General features: G+C 64.8%; 18 protein-coding genes. 11 read left to right on the forward strand and 7 right to left on the reverse strand.

What is annotated here, in order from left to right; translation table 11 throughout:
- The first annotated feature begins 5 nt into the window (after window positions 1-5).
- From GTZ99_RS07925 to GTZ99_RS07945, 5 genes are read left to right on the forward strand one after another with little or no spacing between them, the layout of a single operon-like run.
- Window positions 6-380: a dihydroneopterin aldolase gene (locus tag GTZ99_RS07925; protein ID WP_161717779.1), complete on the forward strand. Its 375-nt coding sequence runs from the start codon at window positions 6-8 to the stop codon at window positions 378-380.
- A complete protein-coding gene (locus tag GTZ99_RS07930; protein WP_161717780.1) occupies window positions 377-712 on the forward strand; it encodes a Rossmann fold domain-containing protein in 336 nt (111 codons plus the stop codon). The genes GTZ99_RS07925 and GTZ99_RS07930 overlap by 4 nt, the downstream gene beginning before the upstream one ends.
- Before the next feature lie 4 nt (window positions 713-716).
- Entirely contained in the window at window positions 717-1,736 is a 1,020-nt protein-coding gene (moaA, locus tag GTZ99_RS07935) for a GTP 3',8-cyclase MoaA (RefSeq protein ID WP_161717781.1), read from the forward strand.
- Window positions 1,736-1,972: a MoaD/ThiS family protein gene (locus GTZ99_RS07940; RefSeq protein WP_161717782.1), complete on the forward strand. Its 237-nt coding sequence runs from the start codon at window positions 1,736-1,738 to the stop codon at window positions 1,970-1,972. Before moaA ends, GTZ99_RS07940 begins: the two co-directional genes overlap by 1 nt.
- A gap of 4 nt (window positions 1,973-1,976) precedes the next feature.
- Window positions 1,977-2,420 carry a molybdenum cofactor biosynthesis protein MoaE gene (locus tag GTZ99_RS07945; RefSeq protein ID WP_161717783.1) on the forward strand — a complete coding sequence of 148 codons (444 nt, stop codon included), beginning with the start codon at window positions 1,977-1,979 and terminating at the stop codon, window positions 2,418-2,420.
- 4 nt (window positions 2,421-2,424) lie between these two features.
- Here the strand turns inward: GTZ99_RS07945 and GTZ99_RS07950 are convergent, their stop codons facing one another.
- Window positions 2,425-3,033, reverse strand: coding sequence for a hypothetical protein (locus GTZ99_RS07950; protein WP_161717784.1), 609 nt, complete (start codon window positions 3,031-3,033; stop codon window positions 2,425-2,427).
- A 344-nt stretch (window positions 3,034-3,377) separates the two neighbouring features.
- Here GTZ99_RS07950 and rplU point away from each other — a divergent pair, with 344 nt between their 5' ends.
- The 3 genes from rplU (at window position 3,378) to GTZ99_RS07965 (ending at window position 4,851) form a co-directional block, all read left to right on the forward strand.
- Window positions 3,378-3,680, forward strand: coding sequence for a 50S ribosomal protein L21 (gene rplU / locus GTZ99_RS07955; RefSeq protein WP_161717785.1), 303 nt, complete (start codon window positions 3,378-3,380; stop codon window positions 3,678-3,680).
- Window positions 3,681-3,697: 17 nt separating this feature from the next.
- Window positions 3,698-3,967, forward strand: a complete 270-nt coding sequence (gene rpmA, locus GTZ99_RS07960; RefSeq protein WP_161717786.1) for a 50S ribosomal protein L27 — start codon at window positions 3,698-3,700, stop codon at window positions 3,965-3,967.
- Window positions 3,968-4,281: 314 nt separating this feature from the next.
- Window positions 4,282-4,851, forward strand: coding sequence for a GNAT family N-acetyltransferase (locus tag GTZ99_RS07965; protein WP_161717787.1), 570 nt, complete (start codon window positions 4,282-4,284; stop codon window positions 4,849-4,851).
- 16 nt (window positions 4,852-4,867) lie between these two features.
- Here the strand turns inward: GTZ99_RS07965 and GTZ99_RS07970 are convergent, their stop codons facing one another.
- The gene (locus GTZ99_RS07970; protein ID WP_227711191.1) at window positions 4,868-5,632 is read right to left on the reverse strand and encodes a metal-dependent hydrolase; all 765 of its coding nucleotides are present in this window, start codon (window positions 5,630-5,632) and stop codon (window positions 4,868-4,870) included.
- A gap of 150 nt (window positions 5,633-5,782) precedes the next feature.
- Here GTZ99_RS07970 and GTZ99_RS07975 point away from each other — a divergent pair, with 150 nt between their 5' ends.
- Window positions 5,783-6,484 (forward strand): TetR/AcrR family transcriptional regulator, encoded by a 702-nt coding sequence (locus tag GTZ99_RS07975; protein ID WP_161717789.1) that lies wholly within the window; start codon window positions 5,783-5,785, stop codon window positions 6,482-6,484.
- On the opposite strand, the gene ygfZ is transcribed toward GTZ99_RS07975, so the two are convergent.
- Window positions 6,403-7,134 carry a CAF17-like 4Fe-4S cluster assembly/insertion protein YgfZ gene (ygfZ, locus tag GTZ99_RS07980; RefSeq protein WP_161717790.1) on the reverse strand — a complete coding sequence of 244 codons (732 nt, stop codon included), beginning with the start codon at window positions 7,132-7,134 and terminating at the stop codon, window positions 6,403-6,405. The two genes, GTZ99_RS07975 and ygfZ, sit on opposite strands and share 82 nt — an antisense overlap.
- Before the next feature lie 63 nt (window positions 7,135-7,197).
- On the opposite strand from ygfZ, the gene GTZ99_RS07985 reads away from it, so the two are divergent.
- Window positions 7,198-8,520, forward strand: coding sequence for a dihydroorotase (locus GTZ99_RS07985; RefSeq protein WP_161717791.1), 1,323 nt, complete (start codon window positions 7,198-7,200; stop codon window positions 8,518-8,520).
- A gap of 19 nt (window positions 8,521-8,539) precedes the next feature.
- Here the strand turns inward: GTZ99_RS07985 and GTZ99_RS07990 are convergent, their stop codons facing one another.
- Complete coding sequence (locus GTZ99_RS07990) at window positions 8,540-9,544, reverse strand: cation diffusion facilitator family transporter (RefSeq protein ID WP_161717792.1); 1,005 nt, start codon at window positions 9,542-9,544, stop codon at window positions 8,540-8,542.
- Window positions 9,545-9,909: 365 nt separating this feature from the next.
- On the opposite strand from GTZ99_RS07990, the gene GTZ99_RS07995 reads away from it, so the two are divergent.
- Complete coding sequence (locus GTZ99_RS07995) at window positions 9,910-12,483, forward strand: TonB-dependent receptor (RefSeq protein ID WP_161717793.1); 2,574 nt, start codon at window positions 9,910-9,912, stop codon at window positions 12,481-12,483.
- An 80-nt stretch (window positions 12,484-12,563) separates the two neighbouring features.
- On the opposite strand, the gene mtgA is transcribed toward GTZ99_RS07995, so the two are convergent.
- The 3 genes from mtgA to rhaT form a co-directional block, all read right to left on the reverse strand.
- Complete coding sequence (mtgA, locus tag GTZ99_RS08000; protein ID WP_161717794.1) at window positions 12,564-13,289, reverse strand: monofunctional biosynthetic peptidoglycan transglycosylase; 726 nt, start codon at window positions 13,287-13,289, stop codon at window positions 12,564-12,566.
- Window positions 13,290-13,326: 37 nt separating this feature from the next.
- Window positions 13,327-14,115, reverse strand: a complete 789-nt coding sequence (locus GTZ99_RS08005; protein WP_161717795.1) for a DeoR/GlpR family DNA-binding transcription regulator — start codon at window positions 14,113-14,115, stop codon at window positions 13,327-13,329.
- Between the two features lie 131 nt (window positions 14,116-14,246).
- Window positions 14,247-15,317 carry an L-rhamnose/proton symporter RhaT gene (rhaT, locus tag GTZ99_RS08010; protein ID WP_161717796.1) on the reverse strand — a complete coding sequence of 357 codons (1,071 nt, stop codon included), beginning with the start codon at window positions 15,315-15,317 and terminating at the stop codon, window positions 14,247-14,249.
- Between the last annotated feature and the right edge of the window lie 17 nt (window positions 15,318-15,334).

Genomic DNA, 15,334 nt, shown 5'->3' on the forward strand with positions numbered 1-15,334 from the left:
CGATGATGGCCGACAGCCTGACCCTCGAAGTTGCCAATCTGATGGTGAATGTGCTGACCGGCATTTACTCCGAGGAAACCGGTAACCCACAGCCTTTGCGCATCACCACCACCGTCGATCTGCGCCCGGCCGAGCGTTACCTGCCCGAGACCCCGCTGTCCGCGTCCAAGAACTACATGGACCTGAAATTCGCCGCGACCCAGGCGATCCCCGATGGCGTGCATTTCACCCTGATCGAGGCGCTGGCCGACCACATCTGCGAAACGCTGTTCCTGCAGGATGAGCGGGTGCTGGCCGTCACGGTCAAGATCGTCAAACTGGCCATCAGCGAGGCGGGCGAGGACATCGGCATGACCTTGCGCCGGGAACGCCGCGCGTGACGCAGGTGCGGATCGAGGATTTGCCCGAAGATCCGCTGGGCGCGGCCGCGCATTTCCACAGTGTCGTGGCGCCCGCTTTGGTGGGCGTGTCGCGCCATTTGCCGCGCGATCTGATGCTGGTCCTGCCGCCGGCCGACCACACCCATCGCGCGTGGCGATTGGCCGCCATTCAGGCATTGGCCCGCGAATTGGCCCCGCAACGGGTGAACGCGGTGGAAAGCGATGACACCGCCGCCATCGCCGCCGCCCATGCGTGGCTGGAGGCCGCCCCCGGCATTACGGGGCAGGTGTTCCCGCTGGATGGCCAAGGCGCCGGCCCTGTGATAGCCTAAGCGCATGACCTCGCCCGCGCCCCTGATCGATGCATTTGCCCGCCGCATTACATATCTGCGGCTGTCGGTGATTGATCGGTGCGATTTGCGCTGCACCTATTGCATGCCCGAACAGCAGACCTTCCTGCCAAAGGCGGAGGTGTTGAGTCTGGAGGAACTGCATCGGTTGGCGCTGGGCTTTATCGCGCGGGGCGTGACCAAGCTGCGGCTGACCGGTGGCGAACCGCTGGTCCGGCGCGACATGATCGAACTGGTGCAGGCGCTGGGCCGCAAGCTGGGCGCCGATGACGGGCATGGACATCTGGACGAGCTGACGCTGACCACCAATGGCACGCGACTGGCGCAATTTGCCGGCGATCTGCGTGACGCGGGCGTGCGGCGGGTGAATGTCAGTCTGGACACGCTGGACCGCGCGACCTTTGCCCGGATTGCCCGGCGCGACCAGTTGGCGTCCGTGCTGGAGGGCATCGCCGCGGCCAAGGACGCAGGGCTGAAGGTCAAGCTGAACACGGTCGCGCTCAAGGGCGTGAACGAGGACGAGATCGCCGACCTGATCGCCTGGGCGCATGGGCAGGGGCACGAGATCACCCTGATCGAGGTCATGCCGCTGGGCGAGGTCGAAGAGGACCGCTACGACCACTACCTGCCGCTGACGCAGGTGCGCGAACGGCTGGAACAGCGCTGGACGATGCAGCCCGACACCCACCGCAGCGGCGGCCCGGCGCGCTATTGGCAGGTGGCGGAAACCGGCGGGCGGCTGGGGCTGATCACGCCGCTGACCAGCAATTTCTGTGACGGGTGCAACCGCGTGCGGGTGACCGCCACGGGGCAATTGTTCGCCTGTCTGGGCGGGCGGGAACAGGTGGATTTGCGCGCCGCGCTGCGTTCGGAGGATCCCGATGGCGCGTTGCGCGCGGCGCTGGACACGGCGATGGCGATCAAGCCCGCGCGCCACCATTTCCAGATCGACCGCCCCGGCGCGGCCCCGCATCTGGCGCGGCATATGTCGATGACGGGGGGGTGATGAGCGCGCGGCTGGTGTTTCTGGGCCGTCTGGCCGATGTGGCTGGCGCGGGGGCGCTGGAGGTTGCGCCCGGTGCCTTGGCCGATGTGTTGGCGGGGCTGGGCGATGATCTGGCGCGGGCGTTGACCGGGCCGCGCATCCGTCTGGCGCACAATGGCGCGCTGGTCGATGGCGCGGGGCTGGTGCTGGCTGATGGCGACGAGTTGGCGTTCCTGCCGCCGGTCAGCGGGGGCTGAGGCGATGGATGATGTCCGTCTGTTATCCGAACCCTTTGCCCCGGCGGCTGAAATCGCGGCTTTTTCGTACCGTTATCCGGCGGCGGGCGGTATCGTCAGTTTCATTGGCAAGGTGCGGGGCGGCGATGATGTCGAGGCGCTGGAGCTGAGCCATTATGCGCCTTTGACGCTGCCGGGTATGGCTGATCTGGCCACGGCCGCGCGCGGGCGCTGGGCGGTGGAGGGGGTGTTGATCCTGCACCGGGTGGGCGAAATGCGCCCCGGCGATCCGATCGTGCTGGTGGCGGCAGCATCGCGGCACCGGCGCGACGCCTTTGCCGCGGCCGACTACATCATGGACCACCTCAAGGCGCAAAGCTGGTTCTGGAAGCGGGAAAAGCGCGCCGGACAATGGGCGTGGGTCGAACCGCGCGCGGTTGACCACGCCGATCTGGCGCGCTGGGACTGATCGGTCAGTCCCCGAATGCGCCGCGCAGCAGCGTCAAGGTGCGGTCGCGATTGTCAACATAACCGGTGATTTTGGCCCGCGTCGAATCGATGTCGCGTGCCGTGGGGCGGCTGGCGCGCAGGAGGGGCAATTCATCCGGGTGGGCCTGCCGGTCGTCGGCGTATAGTCGCTCCACCTGAGCCAGCGGGGGTGAAAGCATGGCCCCTGCCGATTCCAGCCGCGCCAGTGCCAGATTGGCTGCTGCCCACAGGACCGATCCGGGCTGGGCCTTGGCCTTGCGGGCGGCGGTGATGGCGGTTTGGGCGGCCGGCCGCGCCGCGTCAAAGGCATCGCGCGCCGCATCGGCCTGCGCCGACAAAGCCGCCAATTGCCCCCGCAGTGCGTCGGGCGTCGCGCTTTGCTCTGGTGCGGCGGTGGGGGTGGTGATTGGGATGGGGGCCGTGGCCAGTTCGGCCGGGCGCTGGGCCAGCGAAGGGTAGCCGCCGGTGCCACAGCCGCTCAGGCAAAGGGCAAGCAGCAGACCCGCCGGGGCGATTCGCCGCGAGAGGGCAATGGGGCCGATGATTCGCGGCAAACGGTGGGGATGGCGAAGGCCGGGACGCGGATTGAGCATGGACCACGCCATAGCACGCCTGCGACATGACGCCAGAGGGTGCGGCCCCGTGACCGCTTGAATCCCGCCGAACAAGGCGATAAATGGCGTCTTACCGGTTGTTTGTCCCATGGGTGCGCCGGTCGGCCGCCCCGCCAAATCCGCCATAGCCGCATTGACAGGCGTGGCGGTATCAATTAGGGGCGCAGCTTCTTTCCGGACCCTGCCTGCACGGGCGGGGCCCCGGCGCGTCGTTTCGCGGCCCCTTTGGCATCGCTTTTTCCGGCGGATTTTCCGCACCGGAGCAGGTGGTGACAAGGTCGCGGCCCGGGGCGGCCACGTAATTTTTGAATTGGATGGGTATCATGTTCGCTATCGTGCGCACGGGCGGTAAGCAGTATCGGGTCGCCGCCGGAGACAAGATCGCGGTCGAAAAGCTGGCTGGTGAAGCCGGCGAGACGATCACGCTGGGTGATGTTCTGCTGGCTGGTGAGGAAGGCGCGATCGCCGACGCCTCGAAGGTGGTGGTTTCGGCTGAAATCATCGCGCAGGCCAAGTCGGAGAAGGTGATCGTTTTCAAGAAGCGCCGCCGTCACAACTATCGTCGCAAGAACGGTCACCGTCAGCAGATGACCCTGCTGCGCATCGTTTCGGTCGCGGCCGCCTGATCCAGGAGTATTGAGCAATGGCACATAAGAAAGCAGGCGGCTCGTCGCGTAACGGTCGCGATTCGCAGTCCAAGCGCCTGGGCGTCAAGAAGTTCGGCAGCCAGCTGGTGATCGGTGGCAACATCATCATCCGTCAGCGTGGCACCCGCGTGTACCCCGGCGTGAACGTTGGCATGGGCAAGGATCACACCCTGTTCGCGCTGACCGAAGGCCGCGTGCGCTTCCACGATGGCAAGCTGGGCCGCAAGTACGTGTCGGTTGACGCGATGGCCGAAGCCGCCGAATAATCGGATGGTCGGTAAAAGGGCCATCCTGACGGGATGGCCCCGCCGGTGTTCCACCAGGAACCTACCGGCGCAATGAGGGAGAGGGGCCCGCCCCGTCTCCCTCTTTTCATGTCTCTCCCTCGGACGTCGAACGGATACAATTCAGCCGCCGTGGATCGTTGCATATGCCGATCTGGTGGTTTTGCGTCCGATCAAACGGCGGGAATGCCTTTTGTGCCATGGGCCGCGCGTTCGGTCGCATCGGCACGCCGGGCGTCACCGCATTGTCACCCTGTCTGCCTATGGGCGCGCGGGGGCACACGTGGAGAGTAGACATGTTTTTCCGCAGTGAGCGGTTGTTCTTGCGGCCGTTGTGGTCCGAAGACTGGCAGGCGTTGCATCATCAGATCAACGATGCCGAAGTCGTGCGCCATCTGGCGCGTGCCCCTTGGCCCTATACCGAGGAGGACGCGCGCTGGTTTGCAGGGCAAACGCAGGACGAGCGCTATCCCCATTTCCTGATCACCCGCCCGCGCGGGGATGATGGCGTCGACACGCTGGGCGTGATCGGCCTGCATGACGAAGGCGGCGAGACGGCGCTGGGCTATTGGTTGGGGCGTGACCATTGGGGGCAGGGTTATGCCACCGAAGCGGCACGCGCGGTGATCGACATCGCCCGCGCCATTGGCCATCGGCATCTGATCGCGATGCATTTTCTGGACAATCCGGCTTCGGCCGGGGTGCTGGCGCGGGCCGGTTTCCGCGACACGGGCGATGTGCTGCCGATGCATTCGCTGGCGCGCGGGGGCAAGGCGTTGGCCCGCAAGCATGTGCTGGAGCTGTCGCATGACGGTGACACCACCAGCGATGATGACAACAGCGGCCCGATGATGCGCGCGGCCTGAACCGGGCCGCGCCGTTTCAGCGCAGATGTGGTGGGATCAGCGCGCGGTCGTCCACATCCCACGGGTGGAAACCGGGGCGGAACCAGCCCGCCCATGCTGGCCCCACGCGCCGCAGCACACCGCCGGGCCCCGCCAGATAGCGCAGCAAAGCCCAGCGCGCGCGCCAGCCGTCCAGTCCCTGTTGCGCCATCAACTCGTGCGTGTCGCGCCAGCGCTCGCGCAGGAAATTGCGCGTGACCTTCAGCATCACAAGGCAACGGATCATATAGCGGCGGCGTGGCGCCAGTGGCGCGGCTGCGTGGCGCCACAGATCATAGGCCACGGCCTTGTGCTCGATCTCTTCGGCGGCGTGCCATTGCCACAGGGCGGCGATCTGCGGGTCGGTACCGGCCAGCGCTTCGGGGCGCGCCAACAGGTCATGCGCGAGAATCGCGGTGAAATGTTCCAGCGCGCAGGTGGCCACCAGATTGATCAGCCGATAGGCGCTGCGGTTGTCCTCGATGAACCGCGCCAGCCGCGCGTCGATCTTTTTCAGATCAAATCCCGCGCTCCCCACCAGTCGGTTAAAGGCGATGTGCTCGCGGCTGTGATTAGCCTCTTGCGCGATGAACTGGGCCACGGGCGCCTGCAATTCGGCCGGCGTATCTTCGGCAAAAGCGCGCAGTGATTCAATGAAATAGGCCTCGCCACGGGGGAAGCTGGCCGAAAGCGCGGTGTGCCATGCGCTGGCCACCGGGTCACCGTTCCACCACCCGCGCGCCGGGGCAATTTCCCGCGACAAACGCCACGTTCTGACGCACATTTGTTGCAAAATGGGGCGGCGGGCGGACATGAATTCCTCGTAAGGCTTGCTAGGGGTAAGACGAAAGTATAGGGAACGGCCAAAGAGGGTCGCATACGTCTGGTAACTCTATCTGGATTGGGTCCCCCCATGTCAATCAAGCGTCGACTGAGCCCCGAAGAGAGCCGCATGGCCGCGCTGGAAGCCGCGCGCCTGCTGTTGATCGAGCAGGGGCCGCAAGCGGTCACGCTCAAGGCGGTGGCGGCGCGCATTGGGCGCACCCACGCCAATCTGCTGCACCACTTTGGTTCCGCCGCCGAACTGCAAAAGGCGCTGGCGCTGTATATGGGCGAGACGATTTGCGCCTCGGTCAAGATGGCGGTGATCGCCAGCCGTCGCGGCGCTGTCAGCGCGCGGGCGTTGGTGGACATGACGTTTGACGCGTTCGACACGGGCGGCGGTGGTCAGCTGGTCAGCTGGATGCGCCTGACCGGGAACGAGGAAGCGCTCTCGCCGATCATCAACGCGGTGCATGACATGGTCGAGGACCTGCATGATGTCGGCTCGCTGTGCATGCGCCATGTGACCAAGACGCTGATCCTGCTGGCGCTGGGCGATGCGCTGATGGGCCACCCGCTGGCCGATTCGCTGGGGTTGAAGCGCGGGACGGCGCGCGATGTGGCCGAACGCCTGCTGATTTCGGAATGGCACCGGCTGGGCGTGGTGCCCGATGCGCCGCCGTCCGCCGCCGGTCCCGATTTCGAGGTGCCTCAGGAAGACTGGTCGCCCACGGTGGTGCCCGATGATGCCAGCCACCCCGGCACGGTGACGATATCCTCGACCCGCAGGTGATCAAGCGCAAGGCCAAGGTCAGGCCACGCCGCGCGTTGGCGGGCGGGGTCTGAACTGGCCAGCGGCACGACGATCAGCCGCCGGTTGACCTTTTGCCGCCAGTTCATGCGGGCGGTGTTTTCCTGGCCGACATAGCACCCCTTGGTAAAGGACACGCCGTTCAGTTCGGCCGCGTTGCATTCCAGCCATAACAGGTCGGCCAGCTCCACGCCTTCGGCCACGCCATGCGACAGGCGATGCGCGGTCCACGCCGCATCCACCGCCGCGCCATCACCGGGCGCGATCCACCGCCAGCCCAGATCGGGCAGGCGCGGGTCAGCCACGGCGCCCGGCGCCGCATCGGCGGCCCAATGCACGGCCAGCGTGTCATCCCGGCCAATGGCGATGGCGCGGCGCAGGCGGTACATCGACAGGCGCTTGGCCACCAGATCGGCCTGATCGGCGGCCACATCCAGCAACAGATCGGCCCCATCGGCCCAGACGATGAAATCGGCGATCACTTTGCCCTGCGGGGTCAGCAGGGCGGCATAGGCGGGCAGGGGGCCCTTGACCACGTCATTGGTCACCAACCCTTGCAAAAAGGTCGCGACGTTTTCAGCCGGATCGGTGGGCGACAGGCGCAATACGGCGCGGTTGGTCAGCATCGTCATCGCTCATAGATGGGACATCCGCGCCGCTTTGCAAAGGGGGAGACCTTGTGGCATGGGCACAGGATGATCAACGCTCCCGAACTGGTGCTGACTGGCGGCACCGTCCACACGCCCGCAGGCCCCGTCAACGCCGATGTCGCTGTGCGCGACGGCCGGATCATCGGCATTGGCAACTATCCCGATGCCGCGCGCCGGGTGGATTGCACGGGCCTCGACATCCTGCCCGGCGTGATTGACAGCCAGGTGCATTTCCGTGAGCCCGGTCTGGAGCACAAGGAAGATCTGGAAAGCGGCAGCCGCGCGGCCGTCATGGGCGGCATCACCGCCGTGTTCGAAATGCCCAACACCAGCCCGAACACCGATTCGATGATGCGCGTCCATGACAAGCTGGAGCGCGCCCATCACCGCATGTTCTGCGACCACGCCTTTTACGTGGGTGCCACCAATGAAAACGCGCCAGATCTGGCCGAGCTGGAGCGCATTCCCGGCACGGCGGGTGTGAAAATCTTCATGGGCGCCAGCACCGGCAGTCTGTTGGTGGCCGAGGACGAGGCATTGGCCCGCGTGCTGGCCAGCGGCACGCGCCGTGTCGCCATTCACGCCGAGGACGAGGCGCGGATGAACGCGCGCAAGGATTTCCGGGTCGAGGGCGATCCGGCCAGCCACCCCGTCTGGCGCGACGATGAAAGCGCGATGTTGGCTACGCGCCGCATCCTGAAGCTGGCCCGCGCCGCCCGTCGCCCGGTACATATCCTGCACGTCACCACGCCCGCCGAGTTGGAAGTCATCGCCCAGCACCGCGATGTCGCCACCTGCGAAGTCACGCCCCAGCACCTGACGCTGGAGGCCGAGGACGCCTATCCGCGTCTGGGCACCTATGCCCAGATGAACCCGCCGATCCGCAGCGCCGCGCATGTGGCCGGGCTGTGGCATTGGCTGCAACAGGGCGTGCCCGATGTCATCGGTTCAGACCACGCCCCCCACACCATCGAGGAAAAGGCCAAGCCCTATCCCGCATCGCCCAGCGGCATGCCCGGCGTGCAGACGCTGTTGCCGCTGATGCTGGACCATGTTTTGAACGGGCGGATGACGTTGGCGCGGCTGATCGACATGACCAGTGCGGGCGTGCAGCGCGTGTTTGGTCTGGTGGGCAAGGGCCGGATCGCGGTGGGCTATGACGCCGACTTCACGATCGTCGATATGAAGGGCCGGTTCACCGTGACGCAGGACTGGCTGGAAAGCCGCTGTGGCTGGTCACCCTATACGGGCATGGAATTGCAAGGCCGGGTGGTCGGCACGATCATCCGTGGCCATACCGCCATGTGGGAAGGGCAATTGGCCAATCAGGCGCTGGGCGAGCCGCTCAGGTTCGCGGGCGCCCTGTAACGGCTAGGCTGGGTAACGGTCACACCACGCTGTCGGGGTGCAGGGCACAGGCCTCGCCTGCCTGCACCTCTACCTGAAACGTGGCGTGGCCAATGGCAAAGTCGTCCTCCAGTTCATGCGCCAGATGGTGCAGGAACGCGTCCCCCGGATGGCCGCCCGGCATCACCAGATGCGCGGTCAGGGCGGTCTCGGTCGTGCTGATCGGCCAGATATGCAGGTCGTGCAGGCTTTCCACCCCCGGTTGATCCAGCAGGAAAGCGCGCACGGCAGTTTCGTCAATGGCGTCAGGCACGGCCAACAGCGCCATGCGGGTGGATTCGCGCATCATGCCCCAACTGGACCAGCCGATCAGGGCGATGATGATCAGGCTGGTCGCGCCATCCACCCAGTTCCACCCGGTAAACCACACCACCGCGCCCGCCACCACGACACCCGCCGACACCGCCGCATCGGCCAGCATGTGTTGAAACGCGGCGCGCATGTTGATGTCGCCATGGGACGCGCGGGCCAGCAGCCAAGCCGACAGGCCGTTGATGACGATGCCCACGCCCGCCACTGCCATCACCATGGTCCCTGCGACCTGTGGCGGGTTGGCGATATGTTGCAGCGTTTCCAGCAGGATCGCTCCCAGCGCCAGCCACAGCAGCGCATTGTTGGTCAGCGCCGCCAGGATCGAGCAATTCTTCATCCCATAGGTCAGCCGCGCGGTGGGCGGACGCTTGCCCAGCACACTGGCGCCCCATGCCAGCGCCACCGAGAGCACATCGGACAGATTGTGCCCGGCGTCCGCCAGCAGGGCGGTGGACTGGCCGATCAGCCCGGCAGCGACCTCTACCCCCACGAACACCAGATTGAGCACGACCGTCAGGGCAAAGGCCGCCCCCGCCTGATCGGGCGCGCCGTGGTGGTGGTGGGCATGGCCATGATGGCCGTGCCCGTGCCCGTGCCCGTGGGCATGCCCGTGATGATCGTGGCCGTGATGATCCTGTGCGGCAGACCGTGCGGGAGGGGGCGGAAGGCTCATGAAAATCCTTATGGCAGGGCGGCCGAGGCCATGTGGTGCTGCGTTGCACAAATGTCGCACCGTGGCAAGATTCGACACCTGCCTGCAAGGGGGGCAATGCAGGGAATACGTGCGACATTTGGCGGAAATTGTAACATATTTTCCCGCTATTCACAGGCATGTGAATGATCGTTGCGGGATTTTGCTGCAATGCGAAACGATATGCCCTGGCCGGGGTCCGCAGTTGTCACAATGGTGTAACTTACACAATTGTAGTTACGGCCATGACATTCAATAGGGTGTCGTCACGTCGGAATCGCCCCCGAATCCATGCGAGGGCGGTTGTCGGCGCGTCACGTCTTCAAGACATGCAGGGGCATCAACGCATGCGCAACTTCTCCTCTTCCGCTTTTGCGGCCAGCACGTTGGCGATTGCCGTCGCCGCGGTCGCCACGCCGGCCTTCGCGCAGTCGACCGGCTCGGTCGATTTCGAAAATCAGGTGATCGTCGTTACCGGTCAGCGCGCACCCGCCGTGGTTGGCGTCCAGCTGCCCGACACGCCCAAGTCCAAGCAGGTGCTGGACAACGCGTTCCTGTCCAAGTCTGTTCCCGGCCAGTCGGTGAACGACATGATCGGCATGATCCCGGGCGTCGCCAGCTTCAACGCCGACCCGTTCGGTTCGTCGGGCGGCCGCATGATGATCCGTGGCTTTGACGCCAGCCGCATTTCGGAAACGTTTGACGGCCTGCCGCTGAACGACACGGGCAACTATGCGCTGTATTCCAACCAGCAGCTGGACCCCGAACTGATCGAGGAAGTGAACGTCAACCTCGGCACGACCGATGTCGACAGCCCGACCGCCTCGGCTTCGGGTTCGACGGTGAACTATCGTTCGCGCAACCCCAGCGATACGTTCGGCGGTCAGTTTGTCGCCTCGATGGGTGAGTTCAACTTCCGCCGCGTGTTTGGCATGGTCAACACCGGCAACCTGACCAGCAGCGGCCTGCGCGCGTGGGTGGCCGCCTCCAGCGCCACCAACGACATGTATTCGGGCGGCATCGGCAAGGTCAACAAGAAGCAGTTCAACTTCAAGCTGTACCAGCCGATCGGCAGCGGCGGCGATTTCATCGCCATCTCGGGCCACTACAACAAGAACCGCAACAACATGGCGCCTTCGGTGCTGTTGTGGAACCAGAACTATGGCACGCGCACGGTCAACTCGACCAGCAGCAATCGTTACCCCACCAATATGGACGAAGTGTTCTATACGACGGCTTCGTGCACCATCACGGCGGGCGTGAACGGCACGGCTGACGCGGCGCAAAGCTGTGGTTCGGCTTGGGAATTCCGTTACAATCCGTCGAACACCGGCAACATCCGCATCAACTCGAAGTTCTCGTTGACCGACCAGCTGACGCTGACGATCGACCCCAGCTTCCAGTATGTGAAGGCCAATGGCGGCGGCACGATCACCGCGCGTGAAGGTTCGTGCAGCAGCTGCGGCGGCTCGTCCTATGGTTTCATGAGCGGCACCTATTACTTTGGCCGCGACCTGAACGGTGACGGCGATTCGCTGGACACCGTCCGTCTGCTGGCCCCCAGCCAGACCGAGACGCACCGTCTGGGCCTGATCACCTCGCTGCGCTACAAGCTGAACCCGAACAACACCTTCCGCGTCAGCTATAGCTGGGACAGCGGCCGCCACCACCAGACCGGTGAAGTCGGCTATCTGAACAGCAACGGCTTTGGCGCCGATCCGTTCCCGGTTGACGCCCCGATCACCGATGCCAGCGGCAATCTGGTCGAAAAGCGCAACCGTGTGTCCTATGCCATCCTGCATCAGGTGGCGGGCGAATACAGCGGCCGCTTCTTTGACAACAAGCTGACGGTAAACGTTGGTCTGCGCGCGCCCTTCTTCAAGCGCAACCTGACCAACTACTGCTTCACCACCAGCAGCACCGGCAACTATGACTGTGTGCCTGAATCCAGCATCGCGGCCTATGCCGCCGGTCACACCACCTATGCCGCGCCGCAGAACCGTGTGTTCAACTATTCGAAGGTGCTGCCCAACGCCGGCTTCACCTATCGTCTGGCGGACAAGGTGACGCTGGCCTTCAATTACTCGAAGGGTCTGCAGGTGCCGGGTACGGACAACCTGTACAACTCGTTCTGGTATCCGGTGGGCACCGCGCAGGCGCGTCCCAACCCCGAAACCACCGACAACTATGAACTGGGCCTGCGTCTGCGCAGCCGCAAGGTCATCGCGCAGATCTCGGGCTGGTACACGCTGTTCAACAACCGTCTGGCCTCGGCCTATGACCAGGATCTGGGCGTGACGGTGTACCGCAACCTGGGCACCGTGGAAAAGTACGGCATCGACGCCAGCCTGGCGTGGAAGGCCAACGACGCGCTCTCGCTCTATGTCTTTGGTTCGTACCTCAAGTCGCGCATCACCTCGGACGTGCAGGCGGGCACTTGCGCCTCGCAGGCCGCACAGGCGATCGCGGTGGGTTCGGTCTATTGCGTGGGCACGCAGGCGTTCTTTGCCACCCGTGGCAAGCGTGAATCGGGTGCGCCGACCTATACGCTGGGTGCGCGCGCCGAATACACCTATGACGTGTTCACGCTGGGCCTGCAGGCCAAGCAGAGCGGTCCGCGTTACGTCAACGACGTGAACATGCCGATGTATTTCGGCACCACGCCGACGGTGGCCTTTGGCGCCCGCACGCCCATCTACACCACGGTCGACGCCTCGCTGCGTATCGGCTTGGAAAAGCTGGGCGCGCCCAAGAAGTCGTATGTGCAGTTCAACGTGCAGAACCTGTTCAACGAGTTCTACATCGGTGGCTTTGACGGTGGCACGACCCCGGCGTTTGGTTCGACCAGCGCGCCGCAGTCGATCAACGCCTATCTGCCGATGCCGCGCACGATCGTCGGCACGCTTAGCCTGTCGTTCTGATCGCACACGGCGCTCTCGCGCAAAACACGAAGGGGCGCCCTGTCATGGGGCGCCCCTTTTTGCATCTGGTTGTGGGGGGGTTATTGGTACACGCAATCATCGGCATCGATGCGCCGCACCACGCCCGAACTGCGGGCGATCTTGTTGCCGTGGCGCAGGGTAAAGCCGCCCGGATCGACCACTTCGCGCTTTTTGGGGCTGGGCAGGGCGGCGGCGATGCGGGCGGCCTCGATCTGGGTCAGGCGGGCGGCAGAGTGGCGGAAATAGCGCTGCGCTCCGGCCTCGACGCCATAGGTGCCGATGCCGGTTTCCGCGACGTTCAAATAGACTTCCATGATCCGCCGTTTGGACCACAGGTTCTCGATCAACAGGGTGAACCATGCCTCCAGCCCCTTGCGCAGGTAACGGTGCCAGCCGCTGCCCTGCCACAAAAAGGCGTTCTTGGCGGTCTGCTGGCTGATGGTGGATCCCCCCATCAGCTTTTTGCGGCCCTCCATGTTGCGTTTGAAGGCGGCGGCGATCCCGGCCTGATCAAAGCCATTGTGGGTGCAGAACCGCGCGTCCTCGCCGGCGATCACGGCATCGACCATGCGCCGGTCAATGCGCGACAGCGGCGTCCACGTCTTGGTAAAGCCATTGGGATCGGCCAGCATCGTCATCGTCACGGGCGGCGGCACCAGCGCATACAGCAGCACCCATGCCACCGACACGACCATGAAGGTCAGGCTGCTCATCGCCAGCCACCAGCCGATGCGGAAGGTCCGGCTGGAGGAGGCCTTGGCGGGTTTGGAGAAGATTGTGCCCATGTCGCGCAGGATAAACGCGAAGCGGGGGGCGAGGCAATCAGGCGATAATCAACCGCACGCCCTGCGCGCGCAACATGTCGGCCTGATCGGGCAAAATGGCGCTGTCGGTGATCAGCACGTCCACCTCGTCCAGCCCGCAGACGATCGCGCCCGATGACGAGACGAATTTCGAACTGTCGACCAGCAGGATCACCTGTTCGGCGCGATCCATCAACCGGCGCTCGGCCGCGACAAGGATCGGATCATCCTGCATCACCCCGCGCGGGCCCACGGCCGCCGCACCCATGAACAGCTTTGGCGCGTGAAAGCGCGGCATCGAATCCTCACCCGATGGCGCCAGAATGATGTTCTGTTCGCGAAACACGCTGCCCGATGGCACCAGAATGCGCGTCCCTGCCTGCGGCAACAGCGCGTTGACGATGTGCAGCGAATTGGTCAGCACCTGCAAATCCAGCCCCGCCAGATGCGGGCACATTTGCAGCGTGGTGGTGCCGCCGTCGATCATGATGCCTTCGCCCGGTTCGCACAAAGCGGCGGCAGCGCGGCCAATCGCCTGTTTGGGGGCCAGATTCTGGGTGATTGATTGGTCAAACGGCGTGCCCAGCAACGACACGCGCGCGGCGGTGGGGGCGGTGTCCTCGTCATGGGCGGCGCGTTTGGCCCCGCCATGCACGCGGGTGATCTGGCCCGCTTCTTCCAGCCGGGACAGGTCGCGCCGGATCGTCGCGGGCGAAGCCTCCAGCCGCGTTTCCAGATCCCGATAGCTGACAAAGCCGGTTGGCTCCAATGCTTCGAGGATCAGTTTTTCACGTTCGGCCGCGTGCATTGCTGGTTTTGCCCACCCTGTGTGCAGGGCGCCCCGCATTAGGCGCCCTGCCTGTTATCGTTATCCTATGCCGTCATCGGCGCGCAAAATCCATCGGCCATGATCAATTTTGCGCGCTTTTGCAGTTGGGATCACTGCGCGGCCAGCATGTTGCCGCCACCGATCACCACGGTCGCGCCGATCAACAGGCCAATGCCCGCCCACACCAGCGTGCGGGTGCGTGCTGAAGCGCCCAGCCATTCCTTGAGCGCAAAGCCCCACAGCGTTGAAAACAGGATGATCGAGGCCATGTGCAGCGTCCAGCTGGAGAAGCCGTATTTGCCCATCTGGCTTTCGCCCATGGTGTAGAAAAAGAACTGACCATACCACAGCGTCCCGCCCAGCGCCGCCAACAGCCAGTTGGTCAGCAGCGGCGCGCGTTCCGCCTGTGCGGGGTCAGCGCTGGCCCCGGCAAACTGGCACCAGCTGCGGTTGCGGGCGATCAGATAGGCGCACCACAGCGCATTGGTGGTCAGGCCGCCCGCCAGCACAACACACAGCACCGGCAGGCCCTGCGACAAGGGATCGGTGCCTGCCGCCAGCGTCAGGTCACGGATCGGCTGGCCCGCGTCCAGCCCCCAGGCGAAACAGCCCGACAAGCAGCCCGAAAAGACCGCGATCAGCAGGCCCTTCTTCAGGTTGAATTCCGATACGCCCTGACCGGATGTGTCATCGCCCAGCTCGGCCGATTTGGCCTGTCCGGCCTTGGCCACGACGATGATGCCGATCAGCGTGATGACAATGCCCATCAGCGTCAGTTGCCCGCTGGTGCTGGCGGCGATGGCGCCGATCGTGCCGTGAAAGATCGGCGGGCCCATCGTGCCGATCACCGTTGTCAGCCCCAGCGCCACCGCCATGCCCAGCGACAGCCCCAGATAGCGCATCGTCAGGCCAAAGGTCAGCCCGCCAAAGCCCCACATCGCCCCCCAGAACCAGCACCAGAACAGCGTCTCGCGCGGGGTGGCGGCCAGCACGCCCATCAGGTCGTTGGTCCGCAGGCTGGCAAACAGCCAAGGCGCGATCAACCAGCTGAACAGCCCGCCAGCCAGCCAGAACACTTCCCAGTTCCACAGGCGGATGCGTTTGTACGGCACGTAAAAACTGGCCGAGGCAAAACCGCCCAGCCAGTGGAACACCACGCCTAATGCGGGGTTGGGTGTCATTGGTCTCTCTCCCGTAT

Source organism: Novosphingobium ovatum (assembly GCF_009909235.1).
Taxonomy (GTDB): domain Bacteria; phylum Pseudomonadota; class Alphaproteobacteria; order Sphingomonadales; family Sphingomonadaceae; genus Novosphingobium; species Novosphingobium ovatum.

Bases quoted from the DNA above. Each gene is read 5' to 3' on its own strand.
- rpmA (WP_161717786.1), top strand. From the start codon at position 3,698: ATGGCACATAAGAAAGCAGGCGGCTCGTCGCGTAACGGTCGCGATTCG.
- GTZ99_RS07925 (WP_161717779.1), top strand. From the start codon at position 6: ATGGCCGACAGCCTGACCCTCGAAGTTGCCAATCTGATGGTGAATGTG.
- GTZ99_RS07945 (WP_161717783.1), top strand. From the start codon at position 1,977: ATGGATGATGTCCGTCTGTTATCCGAACCCTTTGCCCCGGCGGCTGAA.
- GTZ99_RS07985 (WP_161717791.1), top strand. From the start codon at position 7,198: ATGATCAACGCTCCCGAACTGGTGCTGACTGGCGGCACCGTCCACACG.
- GTZ99_RS07965 (WP_161717787.1), top strand. From the start codon at position 4,282: ATGTTTTTCCGCAGTGAGCGGTTGTTCTTGCGGCCGTTGTGGTCCGAA.
- GTZ99_RS07995 (WP_161717793.1), top strand. From the start codon at position 9,910: ATGCGCAACTTCTCCTCTTCCGCTTTTGCGGCCAGCACGTTGGCGATT.
- GTZ99_RS07950 (WP_161717784.1), bottom strand. From the start codon at position 3,033: ATGCTCAATCCGCGTCCCGGCCTTCGCCATCCCCACCGTTTGCCGCGA.
- rhaT (WP_161717796.1), bottom strand. From the start codon at position 15,317: ATGACACCCAACCCCGCATTAGGCGTGGTGTTCCACTGGCTGGGCGGT.
- ygfZ (WP_161717790.1), bottom strand. From the start codon at position 7,134: ATGACGATGCTGACCAACCGCGCCGTATTGCGCCTGTCGCCCACCGAT.
- GTZ99_RS07940 (WP_161717782.1), top strand. From the start codon at position 1,736: ATGAGCGCGCGGCTGGTGTTTCTGGGCCGTCTGGCCGATGTGGCTGGC.
- rplU (WP_161717785.1), top strand. From the start codon at position 3,378: ATGTTCGCTATCGTGCGCACGGGCGGTAAGCAGTATCGGGTCGCCGCC.
- GTZ99_RS07975 (WP_161717789.1), top strand. From the start codon at position 5,783: ATGTCAATCAAGCGTCGACTGAGCCCCGAAGAGAGCCGCATGGCCGCG.
- moaA (WP_161717781.1), top strand. From the start codon at position 717: ATGACCTCGCCCGCGCCCCTGATCGATGCATTTGCCCGCCGCATTACA.
- GTZ99_RS07990 (WP_161717792.1), bottom strand. From the start codon at position 9,544: ATGAGCCTTCCGCCCCCTCCCGCACGGTCTGCCGCACAGGATCATCAC.
- GTZ99_RS08005 (WP_161717795.1), bottom strand. From the start codon at position 14,115: ATGCACGCGGCCGAACGTGAAAAACTGATCCTCGAAGCATTGGAGCCA.
- mtgA (WP_161717794.1), bottom strand. From the start codon at position 13,289: ATGGGCACAATCTTCTCCAAACCCGCCAAGGCCTCCTCCAGCCGGACC.